General features: G+C 41.5%; 10 protein-coding genes. All 10 read right to left on the bottom strand.

Going from position 1 to position 12,697, the window contains the following annotated elements:
• Positions 1 to 300, bottom strand: coding sequence for a type II toxin-antitoxin system RelE/ParE family toxin (locus tag CLV98_RS11595; RefSeq protein WP_109674503.1), 300 nt, complete (start codon positions 298 to 300; stop codon positions 1 to 3).
• A gap of 420 nt (positions 301 to 720) precedes the next feature.
• Positions 721 to 3,117, bottom strand: a complete 2,397-nt coding sequence (locus CLV98_RS11590) for a phosphocholine-specific phospholipase C (RefSeq protein WP_109674502.1) — start codon at positions 3,115 to 3,117, stop codon at positions 721 to 723.
• Between the two features lie 292 nt (positions 3,118 to 3,409).
• Positions 3,410 to 3,853 carry a hypothetical protein gene (locus CLV98_RS11585; protein WP_109674501.1) on the bottom strand — a complete coding sequence of 148 codons (444 nt, stop codon included), beginning with the start codon at positions 3,851 to 3,853 and terminating at the stop codon, positions 3,410 to 3,412.
• Between the two features lie 30 nt (positions 3,854 to 3,883).
• A complete protein-coding gene (locus tag CLV98_RS11580) occupies positions 3,884 to 4,435 on the bottom strand; it encodes a Riean_0653 family protein (RefSeq protein ID WP_109674500.1) in 552 nt (183 codons plus the stop codon).
• A 529-nt stretch (positions 4,436 to 4,964) separates the two neighbouring features.
• Positions 4,965 to 5,510, bottom strand: a complete 546-nt coding sequence (locus CLV98_RS11575; protein WP_109674499.1) for a Riean_0653 family protein — start codon at positions 5,508 to 5,510, stop codon at positions 4,965 to 4,967.
• A 527-nt stretch (positions 5,511 to 6,037) separates the two neighbouring features.
• Positions 6,038 to 6,595: a Riean_0653 family protein gene (locus tag CLV98_RS11570; protein WP_146202263.1), complete on the bottom strand. Its 558-nt coding sequence runs from the start codon at positions 6,593 to 6,595 to the stop codon at positions 6,038 to 6,040.
• Positions 6,596 to 7,123: 528 nt separating this feature from the next.
• Entirely contained in the window at positions 7,124 to 7,675 is a 552-nt protein-coding gene (locus tag CLV98_RS11565) for a Riean_0653 family protein (protein WP_109674497.1), read from the bottom strand.
• Positions 7,676 to 8,357: 682 nt separating this feature from the next.
• On the bottom strand, positions 8,358 to 10,616 hold the full coding sequence (locus tag CLV98_RS11560; protein ID WP_109674496.1) for an alpha-L-rhamnosidase-related protein: 2,259 nt from the start codon (positions 10,614 to 10,616) through the stop codon (positions 8,358 to 8,360).
• A gap of 547 nt (positions 10,617 to 11,163) precedes the next feature.
• Positions 11,164 to 12,072, bottom strand: a complete 909-nt coding sequence (locus CLV98_RS11555) for a bestrophin family protein (RefSeq protein ID WP_109674495.1) — start codon at positions 12,070 to 12,072, stop codon at positions 11,164 to 11,166.
• 35 nt (positions 12,073 to 12,107) lie between these two features.
• Positions 12,108 to 12,587 carry a hypothetical protein gene (locus tag CLV98_RS11550; protein WP_229203329.1) on the bottom strand — a complete coding sequence of 160 codons (480 nt, stop codon included), beginning with the start codon at positions 12,585 to 12,587 and terminating at the stop codon, positions 12,108 to 12,110.
• Between the last annotated feature and the right edge of the window lie 110 nt (positions 12,588 to 12,697).

The raw sequence follows: 12,697 nt of genomic DNA, 5'->3' as shown, positions 1-12,697 counted from the left end.
TTATTTGTTTAAATTTTTCCAAATCTGTTTCGCTTTCAGAATGTCCTTTTGTTGAGTTGATTTGTCTCCCCCTACTAAAAGCACTATAACTTTCCCCTCCTTTTCCTTGATGTAAACCCTATAACCTTTCGCAAAATTTATTCGTATTTCCAGAATTCCGTCGCCAACTGTTTTACAATCGCCAAAATGATCGTCAGTTTCTATTTTTTGAATTCTGAACAATATTTTCGCTTTGGCTTTAAAGTCTTTTAACTTTTTTAGCCATTTGTCAAATTCAATGGTTTTCTCAATGAAGTACATAAAACCTGTATCTACTTGGATACGAATTTAAGCAAATCTTTGGATTGTTCATAGGGGAAAAAAAATGATAAAATTACCAAATTGGGAAGCCACTGATGATTTTAAAATTAAGACTTATCAAATATATGGCGAAGTAGCAAAGCCAGCATCCCTGCCAAGGTAAAAGAACTGACAGCCGACTATAAGCCTTAATGAAAAAATACATGAACGAAGGCCGTAGCCCCCCCGGTAAAATCCAGAAAAATGACGAAGTAAAGGAATGGAAGCAGCTAGAATGGATGACCAAGACCGGTCGTTAAGCGCACTAGGAGTACTTGAGGTGGTGCCAACCGCCAAAAGGCCTGTTTGGCACCGGGTTACTATTCGGCCACCATACCGTAAAAGGGACGTCTCCATCGTGTGGAAGCGTCCCTTTTAATTTTACAGCATCCGCCCCATCAACGGATCGGTGAAGCTTTCTTTGGCATGTTCCACATGGCCTGCAAACTGTTGGCTATAGTCCGCATAACCTTCGACGGTCAGCGTAAGATCGTACCAACTATGGCTCGCCTTAAGATCGACAGGGATCATCAATTCGCCTTCGTTCTTAGCCAATATCTTCTTAACTGGCTTTTGACCATAGGAGTTATCCCTTATCAGCACTTCCATAGCATCGTTACTGGAGGTACGTAGGACCCTTAATTTAGCGTCCCCTTTCTGGCCATACAGGAGCTCTACCCGTATACCCGGATCTTGGGCATTGCCCCGATAATGCCTAAAGAAACCATTAGCACTATGCACCTTAAGGTCGTACTGCCCGTTGGCGAAGTTGGCCAAGGGCCACTGATAGTTAATGGTGTCGCCGGCAGCCGCAGTGAACGTCCAGGTTTTACCTTCGGGCGCATATACATAATACCCTATTCCACTCGAGGCCTCTCCGAATACTTGTTTACCCGCAGTAAAATTCAGTGCGAATGCCTGTCCCTGATCCAGTGAGCCATGGGCATAGGCTTCATAGGGAATGGTATTGGCGGCCTTGATCCCTTTTTCCTGCTGAGGTAGGTATTGATCGACCTTGGCGATCATCTGCTGGTCGAACTGGATAAAATCGTCGGCGACTCTTGCAAATTGGGCCTTATGAATCCCTTCTATAAACGGGATGCGGTCTATGGCTGTGGGCAGTGGGGTAGGTTCCCCGTTATAGGGGCGAAATACCGATGTCAGGTCCCCACAGATACTCCTACGCCAGGAAGAAATATTATCTTCATAAATTTTCTCACCCGTTTTATGGCTTAAGAAATGCTCCAGAAACTGGATGGAAGAGGTATGGTCGAATACCTGTGAATTAACATATCCTCCCCGCGACCAAGGCGACACCACCATCATCGGAACTCGGAAGCCCAATCCAATACTGTTTTCGCGGGAGGTCAGCCCCTTCTTTACATATTCGGCCGAAATATCCAGAGATTCCGAAACCAGCCCCGTAGCGGGATCCTTGGGATTAGGGGTTCCTACGGGTGGAATATGGTCGAAATACCCATCGTTTTCGTCGTAAGTAAGGATAAAAATGGTCTTTTTCCATACCTCAGGATTCTTGGTTAAAATATCGATGGCCTCTGAAAGAAACCATGCGCCGTACCAAGGGGTCCCTGCATGATCCGAAAAGTTACAAGGCGGCACCAGCCAGGACACGGTAGGCAGCTTATCGGCATTCACATCCTCACGAAACTGATGCAAAACATCGCCTTTAGGGACGGCAGCCGTCCTTTCTATGCCGTTGTCGTTGTAGGTGATCGTTTCCAGAGAATGGTAATCGGGGTCATTGCGGTTGATGGTAAAGGCGCGTTGGTGCAAGTCGCGTTGTTCGGGCGTCAAGGTATCCAACGTGTTTGTTTCGAGGAAAGCTATTTCTTTTAGGGTATAATCGAGCTTTTCCTGGAGCTTAGCATTGGGCTTTTCTTTCAGTTTCTTTTCGAGGGAGGCCTTTTCTTTATACAGGTGCGGAAGATGCTCCGGATGGCGCTTAACATGGTATTGCTTAAAAAACTCTAGGTCATTATCTGTAAAATTGGCCAACCAACGCCCTTCTTCCCCCTCAAAGCCGACACCCACACTCAGTTCGTTCTGATAGATGCGCCAGTCCACTCCGTGGCTGGAAAGCCGCTCGGGAAAAGTATTCCAGAATACACGCTCCGCCCCATCGATATCCGAATTGGAAATATGGGGTTTTGCATCTTCATGCTGCTCCTCCCTGATTGTCCCCGTCCAAAAAAAACACCTGTTGGGGCTGGTGCCCGTTAGGGAAGAGCAAAAGTTATGATCGCAAACGGTAAAACTATCGGCGAGGTTATAATAAAACGGAATATCTTCTCTTGTATAATAGCCCATCGTCAAGGGCATGTCGGAATAGTCCTTGATATGCGATCTTTTGGCCTCTAACCATCCATCCATATTGCCCTTATTGAGACTATCGACCTGATCGTTCCAGCCATGGGGCAAATCCTTCATCCAGGTGGCTTTTGTTTCCTTGATGTCAAAACGGAAAGGCCCATACGTTTCCCCTTTTTTATTACTTTGCAACCAAACTGGGTTTTTGTTAGGAAGGGTGATGGCCCGTGGATCGTTATAGCCTCGCACGCCCTTTAGTGTTCCCAGGGCGTGGTCGAAGGACCGGTTTTCCTGCATCAAAAATACCACATGTTCGGCATCCAGATAGGTGGTTCCTGGGGCGGGATTGATGGCCATGGCCCTCTGAATAGATTCGGGGATCATCCCGGAAAGGCCTAATGCCCCTGAAAAAATGGATGCTTTCTTAAGAAAATCTCTTCTACTTTCCATGAAAATAAATGGGTTATACTCCTAGCGATAATTGGTTAAATGGCTGTACTGATAGGTTAAAGTTAGAAAAACCAGTTGGCTTTTCATATTAAGAAATTAATACGGTGCATGCTATACGCCCATTAGCGATACTGTTGCGAGGTAGGAACCGTACTACTCGTAGCGGATAAATATTTATTTGCTTAAGCGGCATATGGAATATTCCTTTCTAGCCCTTTTCTTTCGGACTCATTTTGGTATTGGTTGTTTTTGACTATTCCTCTCTCACCTTTTAGGCCTCTGATCCACCCAATTATCGATGAAGAGGTCGGTAAGGCGATCCAGTGGAAGTCGTTTCGACCACGTCATAGTTTAAAACATTAAATTCAGCAGCCAATACACCTAATGTTACCGTGAGAGTACTCTCATAAGATTCATAAATAAGGTTATCCAAATTGTCCGAATTTAGCATCTGAGAATTATTATTGGATGCATGGTAAAGTTCGAAATAGGCCTGTTTCCAATGCCCAGCATGGGAGTTCTCAGCAGACTGAAATAATTCCAAATGTGCATTCTTAAAAACCCTATCATAAAGTATACCCTTCGTTATTTTTGTCTGGTCAAGATCACGAAATGCATATTGCGTAGCTTCCTCACACGTATTAAATATCGGCAAACTAGTATTCGACTGGGCCAATACACTACCAAAAGAGCATAGTATAGCCATGCCTAAAAATAGGCTAGAAATATTTTTCATAATTCTATTCGTTAAATGATTAGTAAAACCTTACAGGGGTGATTTTACATCAAACCTCCCATCCGTTATTCTGACAAGGTTTCCCTTGGTGTCAGCAGCCGTAAACTCAAATGTGCCAGCAATGATTCCCGAAAGGGTATCTACCTGTGTAAGTGAAACGTAACCAGTATTAAGGGAAGAAGTGATATACTTTATCATTTCAGAATTTTGGTATAAACAATAATTTTCCGGATTAAGTGACACCTCAACAGGAGTCGTATTTTTGAATAACAAGTGTTTTTGTAAATTAATATCTTTTAAATAAATATCCATTCTCTCCTCATTGCTGGTATACGTTCTAATCCAGATTGCTTTTTTTTCGGTTATTGAATTTATAAAGAACCCGCCATTTATCGGTTTTAATGTGGCGAAGAATTCAATTTTGCCAGTCGGCACCCACACCTTCCCATTCACTTTACAAGAAAAGGTATTCTTTCCTTCTTGGGTGATGGGCGTAAGGTGAGGGCCCTTGTCGCAGCTAATAGTCGTTAGCCATAGGACTATCGTAATTACATATAGGGATGTGTTTTTTTGATTTTTCATCGCATTAGCTGTGTCTAGATTTTGAAACCAACATCCGAAACAGGAGCCGACCTAGGTACTATCTATTTTAAGGTGTTTTCATAGGCGATATAGCTTTAATGGTAGAATTGAATTCTTATATAAAAGTTACGAATATATTTCAATAATAGCTAGGTTATTTAGTATTATTATTACTTGATTCATGGCAAATAAAACCAATTAAGTACCTATTCTTTAAGCAGTTGCACAATCCAGTAAAATATATGGGTGGATTCCAGTGATCAAGGCATTAAAGATTAAAAATAAAGAATGAAAGACCCCCAAATGTTCATTCTTGCATGCCCGATCATACCAGATACCGGTAGTTATTTTTGAATGGTCAAGGTTGCTACATCCATAATTGGTCGCTTCTCGATACGAATCAAAGTTCGGACTATTAGCTGTGCCTGTCACCGAATTCTGTGCAGGGAATAGGGCATTACAATCCCATACCTATTATAAACTTAAAAATTTTCTCATATTTTTATTTATTTAAATGCTGATTAGGAAGTTATAGAGGCGATTTGATATCAAACCTCCCTTCCGTTATTTTTACAAGGTTACCTTTTGGATCGGCTGCAGTCAATTCAAAAGTACCTGCAATAATACCACTGATTGTATCGGCTTTGGTTATAGAAACAATACCCGTATTATTAGCCGAAGTCAAAAAAATATTTTTCAATTCCGTACTAAAAAGTCCATAGCTCGCCGGAGCAAAATTTGTATAACTTGTATTTTGATTCAATACATATAGTCCTTCCTCGCTTTTATTTAAGTATATTGCCAAATCTTCTCCGCTACCTGCAAATGTGTCTATAAATATCCCAATAGAGTCAGTTCCGGAAAGCCGAATAAATCCGCCAGTAATTGGAGGAATATTTACAAAAATATCTCCCCTTCCCGTCGGCACCCACACCTTCCCATTCACTTTACAGGAAAAGGTATTCTTTCCTTCTTGGGTGATGGGTGTAAGGTGAGGGCCCTTGTCGCAGCCTATCATCGTTAGCCATATCACTAACGTAAAGGCATATAGGTAATTACTTTTTCTATTTTTCATCGTTTTAGCTGAGTCTAGATTTTTGAAAAAAACATCCGAAACAGGAACCGACCTAGGTACTATCTATTTTTAGGTGTTTTCATAGGCGATATAGCTTTAATGGTGGAATTGAATTCTTATATAAAAGTTACGAATATAATTCAATAATAGTTAGGTTATTTAGTATTATTTTTACTTGATTCATGGCAAATAAAACCGATTATGTACTTATTTTTCAAGTAGTTGCACAATCCAGTAAAATATATGGGCGGATTCCAGTGATCAAGGCATTAAAGATTAAAAATAAAGAAGGAAAGACCCCCAAATGCTCATTCTTGCATGCCCGATCATACCAGATACCGGTAGTTATTTTTGAATGGTCAAGGTTGCTACATCAATAATTGGTCGCTTCCTCATACGACTCAAAAGTCGGAGAATTGGCTGTACCTGTCTCCAAATTCTAGGCAAGGATTAGGCCCTTAGGGCAAAACGACTCCATGCCTAGAAATAGTCGATAAAAATTTTTAGTGATTTTAGTTGTTTAAAGATTATAGCGTTTTTCTGTTTACGTCAAAACGTCCATCACTTATTGATATCTTATTTCCATTTGAATCGGCTACAGTGAATTCAAAAGTTCCTGCAATTATTCCAGATAAAGTATCCGCATGAGTTAGGAATACATAACCAGTTTGTGAAGAAGAGGTTATATATTCCACATTTTCAGCACCTCTATACAAACCATAATTCTCTGGATTAAATGAAATATACTGAGGGTAAGTATCCTTAAATAATTTATGCTTGCCAATTTCTAAAGTTCTTAAGAAAATATGAATTTCTTCTCCATTAGCAGCGTACGTGTCGATTGATACGCCCAGAGAATCAGTTACATGATTACGAGGAAATCCGGCATAAATCGGTTTTATTATTACAAATATATCTCCCCTTCCCTTCGGCACCCACACCTTCCCATTCACTTTACAAGAAAAGGTATTCTTTCCTTCTTGGGTGATGGGCGTAAGGTAAGGGCCCTTGTCGCAGCCTATCATCGTTAGCCATATCACTAACGTAAAGGCATATAGGGATGTGTTTTTTTGATTTTTCATCATTTTAGCTGAGTCTAGATTTTTGAAAAAAACATCCGAAACAGGAACCGACCTAGGTACTATCTATTTTTAGGTGTTTTCATAGGCGATATAGCTTTAATGGTGGAATTGAATTCTTATATAAAAGTTACGAATATAATTCAATAATAGCTAGGTTATTTAGTATTATTTTTACTTGATTCATGGCAAATAAAACCGATTATGTACTTATTTTTCAAGTAGTTGCACAATCCAGTAAAATATATGGGCGGATTCCAGTGATCAAGGCATTAAAGATTAAAAATAAAGAAGGAAAGACCCCCAAATGCTCATTCTTGCATTCCCGATCATACCAGATACCGGTAGTTATTTTCGGATAGTCAAGGTTGCTACATCCATAATTGGTCGCTTCATGATACGAATCAAAGGTCGGAGTATTAGCTGTACCTGTCACCGAATTCTGTGCAGGGATTAGGGAATTACAATCCTATACCTATTATTATACTTAAAAATTTTCTCATATTTTTATTTATTTAAATGCTGATTAGGAAGTTATAGAGGCGATTTGATATCAAAACGCCCTTCCGTTATTTTTACAAGGTTACCTTTTGGATCGGCTGCCGTAAATTCAAAAGTACCTGCAATAATACCTGACTTAATGTCTGCCACAGTTAGATTCACATGGCCAGTATTTATGCTTGAAGTTATATACTCCTCAAACGCCGATTTTCGATACAGTCCGTAGTTGTCGGGTTCTAATGATGGTCCACTTGGTGCTGTTTTTAAATTCAAGTCTTTTATTCCAATATCTCTTGAACTTAAAAATAGGTGCACTTCTTTTCTGCTATCTGAATACGCCCTTATATAAATCCCAATAGAGTCCGTAATGGCATTTTGAAAGAACCCGCCATTTATCGGTTTTAATGTGGCGAAGAAATCAATTTTTCCGGTAGGCACCCACACCTTCCCATTCACTTTACAGGAAAAGGTATTCTTTCCTTCTTGGGTGATGGGCGTAAGGTGAGGGCCTTTGTCGCAGCTAATAGTCGTTAGCCATATCGCTAAAGTAAAGGCATATAGGGATGTGTTTTTTAGATTTCTCATCGTTTTGCTGTGTCTAGATTTTTAAAATAAACATCCGAAACAGGAGCCGACCTAGGTGCTATCTATTTTTAGGTGTTTTCATAGGCGATATAGCTTTAATGGTGTAATTGAATTCTTATATAAAAGTTACGAATATATTTCAAAATAAGCTAGGTTATTTAGTATTGTTTTCACTTGATTTATGGTACATCAATTCGATCAAATATTTATTATTCAAACAGTTGAATTACTCAGCGAAACATATAGGAAAGGCATGGGTGATCTAGGTATTAAAAAAACTAAGGAAACACATCCAATTGAATATTCTTTATGACCTATCACGAAGTAGACCTGTGGTAATTTTTGTCAGGTCAAGATCACGACTAGCATTTTGAGTAGCTGACTCTAAGGTATTAAATATCGATACCCTGGCAATTATAATGGGTAGCTGACCGTACACAACCAAAAGTGGCCAGATCAAAAAATAAGTTCACTGATACATTTCCGTTCGAAAATAAACACGCCTAACACTACCAATACCTCAACGCCCCCCACTCCTTCTCCAATAAAAGGTCAGGATCTCCCGAAGCTCAAGGTTCTTACTGCCCATTTCTAGGAGGTCGGGCAAGGTAAGCCTATAAAAAAACACCCTCCACCCTGGCCTGTTTGGGCTCTGGTGGAGGGTGTATCTGAGAAAAACTACTTATTTGACAGTGATGGCCTTGATAATGATATGGTTATCACCTGGCACTAAACGTATTGACCCAAATAAGGGATTAATTGGCGTATCATTATGTACCAGTTCGGAAGCATGAGCACGATCCATCATAAATTCCCCGACCATGTTGGCGGGCAGGTGGATATGGTATTCGCTCAGCTGGCTATTATGCCTTTTATAGTCGGCCTGAATAGGGCCCCTTATCGTCGGAAAGGTAAGACTACTATTGGCCAACCGGCTCATCTGTGGTTTTACGACCACTTCCCCGAAGCCCGGTGTTTTAGGATTGATCCCCCACATGCCCCGGGGGATGATATTACCCGGTGTGGCCCCCCAGGCGTGGTTCCAATCGGCATTCACCTTATACTTCATATCCCAAGCTTCCAAGGTCATGGTAGAGCCTATTTTGATCATATTGTACCAGCTTCTATCGTGGGTAGCCGCCATCAGCTCCAAGGCATAATCGGCCTCTCCCGCCTTGTAAAGAGCCTCCATTAGGTATTGTGAGGCATAGACACTGCAAGCCATGCCTCGCGATTTTACAAAATCGACTACCGACTGTACTCGGTCCTGAGGCACTAGGTCGAAGGCTAGTAATATCATATTGGAATGAATGGAGGCATGGCCCGTCCCTATTCCATCCATATAATAGCCCTTTTCCTTATTAAAAAGTTTTTCGTTGATAGACTTCTTGACTTTCGTGGCCCTAAGGGAGAAATCTAAGGCTTCGTCAGGTTTATTCAGTATCGAGGCGAACTGGGCCATGATCATCATATTATGGTAGTAAAATCCATTCACCACCGTGTTGATGCGCTTAAAGACAAACCCATCTTGTTCTCCTTGTTGAGGCTTATTGAAGCCCCCAAAATTTTTGGATGGCGGTGGCCAGTCAACGATATCCTTGAGCCTTTGTGTGGAGTCGGGAAAACCCAAGCTAGCCATAAAGGCTCCATCATGATTGGGCGATTGGATGCTAATAAAACCATCTTCTACTTCCAAGGCCATCAATGTTTTGGCCTTAAGCCGCTCATAGTATTTTTCTATGATTTCGGTATTACCGGTAAACAGATAATCCTGGTACATCATCATGGCCACATGCAGCTGCCATTCGGTGGGCCAGGTAGGTTTGCTTACAAAGAAATATTCAATGGTTTTCCGGGCTATGGCGTACTCATTGTCCATGGCATAATGAGTCAGCTGATTGAGGTAAGAGTCTGCCTCGTAGGGAATGCGTTCCCGATCGCCATCCACATAATACCCAGCGAAGGTGGTGGCCTTCATGGTGTACTTACATAGGTCCCAAACCCGATTCAGTACCGTATCGGAACTAGAAAATGCACTGGTCGTATAATCGAAATAATTGAAATAAGCGATCTGCTCTTGTCTGGAGGGATCGAAAGTGGTGCCTACTCCTTCAATTTCTGCATATCGAAATGGTAAGATAACGGGGAAGGAATCGGGCATGGCCACGGCCATATGGTTGGTATTCCGTTTGTCGGGGACCAAACTAATGGTATAGCTGTCTTGACTGGGAGTTACCACCATTTGCAGTTCTTGGTAACGGATGGTCCCACCGGGCTTTCTGTCGATTTGTCCATCTAGCAACTTCTCTCCTACTCTAATGGTCAAGGTTTCCTTCTTTTTGGGCTTATAATGAAGCTTCAAAGTAGCAAAGGCGGCCTTGCCAAAGTCTAGAAAAAATCCTCCCCCCGCCATTTTATGGTGACTACTGGGTTTGATGTTTTCTATTTGTGCGATATTGGAGGTCGTAATATGGTCGGTATAGACCCCTGTCCTGAAAAGTTGCGTATCGGACCATGGAGAGGCTTGGCCATCGGAACCATAACAACGCACCTTCCAGTAATAGGCCCTACGTTCCTGAAGGGCATTCCCTTGAAAGGCCACATTGATTGATGATGCACTTTCGACAAAGCCGCTATCCCATACATCACCCATTCCGTCGTCTAGCGATGACCTACTACTCGCCACCAAAATCTGATATCCGGTTTGATAAGGCATGTCTGGGGGCAGTAACCACCCGAATTCTGGGTGGGGGTCTATCACCGCGGTATGCTCGGGATGCCGTATAAACTCGACGGTAAGACCGGTGGGTGTCCCTTGAGAAACCACTGAAGTACCAACAGGCCGCAGGTGCTTGTGAGTAGGCATGGCCGCCGCCTCCAGCAAGACCATTGAACACACTACTGCTCCAGTAAGTAAAATTTTAAGTACGTTTTTATTCATTTTCAATTAATCACGATATAGGCACAAATATAATTTTCTACAGGCACTATCCTATCGACCTCCAACGATAATCACCCTAGACCAATTGCCTAGGCAGGATGATCAAAACCGTTTTTAGGCTATTCAGGCACCGCTATTACCACTATTCGCTGCCCATCATCCACATTAAACAAGCTCTTTTGTTAACACGGATAGGAGTCCCTGTTCTACGGTCAATATTAATTCGTAAAATATTACTATCTATCCTGTAGTATCCTACCTATTCTACGCATGAGCCTTGTTAACATCCTGCTATCGATGTACCATCCTGGTAAGCTTATGAGCTTAATAATAAAAAGAACGGTGGACCTAACCAGCGAATCAATACAAAAAAGGAGCAACAAAAATTGTTGCTCCTTTTAGATATTACTACTTCAAACACTATTAATCAATTGTTTATGAATTGCTAAATTCATCTCATTTTTTTTCTTTTCATGGACTATAAGAATAGAAACTTCTGGACTAGGCGATCATTCACCTCACGGATGATGTTGAATTGATTCTAGATCTATAAAATATAAAACCGCTTGGGCTCAACGGCCATAGGGATATAGGTCTCGTTCATCATTTGTTTCAAATCCCTTTCAATGTTTCGGGATATGGCCAATACGGGTGTATCGGTAGGCTTATTCTCGAAGGGGTCTTGCAAATGAATGGCCATTTTTTCGATCAATAAAAAGCATGCGGATAAAATGACCAATACCGGGACCATCAAAAAGCCGAAAAGATCTAAGAGGCCAAAAGGCAACAAAAGTATAAAAAACATTAGCGCCAAATGGATATAAAGGCTGTAGGTCGACGGGAAGACGGTGTTTTTGATTCGCTCACATTTCCCCATGGAGTCGCAAAGCCTGGTCAATGTTTTGTCTATCTCGATTTGCTGATAGGGGTTCACCCAACCTTGCTTCAACGCGTTATTGAGGTCTCTGGCATGCAACTGCAATAGCCCTACATGTTTATTAGAATATTCCCCTACCAAATGCGCCTCTTCTTCGCTAATCATATTTTGAATATTTGGCATAGGGTCGATGTTCCGCAGACCATGCCCCAAGGCATAGCACCAGGCGATCTGCCGGGTGATCATCCTGTTTTTGAACGGTAGCAGATCGTCCTCCCCAAAAGGGCCTTCCATAAGGTTCAGTACCTGACGGGCAAATGTACGCGAATCGTTGACAATGGCTCCCCAGATAATGCGTGCCTCCCACCAGCGGTCGTAGGCTTGGTTGGAACGAAAGGCTAATAATAACGAGATGATCGTTCCCAATACCGTCGACACGGTCATAGGGATGCTAATGCTGGTGATATGGTAGTTTTGATACAACACCTCTATAGCAATCCCATAGAGGGCTACAAACATGATTTCATATTTTATTTTCCCGAAAACATATTTGATGGGAATATTTTTCTTCAATAGCATAAGCCTAATATTTAGTTAATTATGGACGCCACTAATCAAAACTTATCTACTAATACATTCTTCTCGGCGCCTACCACCTCGTATAACGGAAGCCCCGCCTTTTGAACCACTTTGATGGCATCCAAACTGCTTTTACACAAGGCCGGCACCCCGTAGTCGACAGAATAGGCGATCCCATCGGCTCCATGATAATCCAGAAAGTTTTTAAAAGGAGCGAGTCGATTACCGTAAAAAAAGTCTATTTCATAGCTATGAAACCTACGACCAAAAAGATCCTGAAGGATGTCGCATTGTTGGCGAAATGCTTCGGAAACATATTCATATTCTTTTTTTCTGTACGTAGAAAATAGCATTTCCTGAATTCCATCACCAGTACGGAATAAATGAGTAAATATGATTTTTACCGATTCGTCGGAATTGCGGATTACCGTCTCGGCTACGTCTACAGAGTTTTGGCTAAAATCGCTGGGGATAACAATCGTCTTCATTTGCGCTATAGGAGTTTTCGTTTGCATTAAAATTTATAATGCAAGAATACTGTAGAGAGCTTAGACCGATTTAAGAATGGAATTAACATTCAATAAACGGCTTATTAGAATATGATAAGATTATTAGATTGAGATTA

Source organism: Dyadobacter jejuensis (assembly GCF_003149085.1).
Taxonomy (GTDB): Bacteria; Bacteroidota; Bacteroidia; order Cytophagales; family Spirosomataceae; genus Dyadobacter; species Dyadobacter jejuensis.
This window is presented reverse-complemented; position numbering and strand designations above follow the sequence as displayed.

Bases quoted from the DNA above. Each gene is read 5' to 3' on its own strand.
- CLV98_RS11560 (WP_109674496.1), bottom strand. From the start codon at position 10,616: ATGAATAAAAACGTACTTAAAATTTTACTTACTGGAGCAGTAGTGTGT.
- CLV98_RS11570 (WP_146202263.1), bottom strand. From the start codon at position 6,595: ATGATGAAAAATCAAAAAAACACATCCCTATATGCCTTTACGTTAGTG.
- CLV98_RS11580 (WP_109674500.1), bottom strand. From the start codon at position 4,435: ATGAAAAATCAAAAAAACACATCCCTATATGTAATTACGATAGTCCTA.
- CLV98_RS11595 (WP_109674503.1), bottom strand. From the start codon at position 300: ATGTACTTCATTGAGAAAACCATTGAATTTGACAAATGGCTAAAAAAG.
- CLV98_RS11565 (WP_109674497.1), bottom strand. From the start codon at position 7,675: ATGAGAAATCTAAAAAACACATCCCTATATGCCTTTACTTTAGCGATA.
- CLV98_RS11550 (WP_229203329.1), bottom strand. From the start codon at position 12,587: ATGCAAACGAAAACTCCTATAGCGCAAATGAAGACGATTGTTATCCCC.
- CLV98_RS11585 (WP_109674501.1), bottom strand. From the start codon at position 3,853: ATGAAAAATATTTCTAGCCTATTTTTAGGCATGGCTATACTATGCTCT.
- CLV98_RS11555 (WP_109674495.1), bottom strand. From the start codon at position 12,072: ATGCTATTGAAGAAAAATATTCCCATCAAATATGTTTTCGGGAAAATA.
- CLV98_RS11575 (WP_109674499.1), bottom strand. From the start codon at position 5,510: ATGAAAAATAGAAAAAGTAATTACCTATATGCCTTTACGTTAGTGATA.
- CLV98_RS11590 (WP_109674502.1), bottom strand. From the start codon at position 3,117: ATGGAAAGTAGAAGAGATTTTCTTAAGAAAGCATCCATTTTTTCAGGG.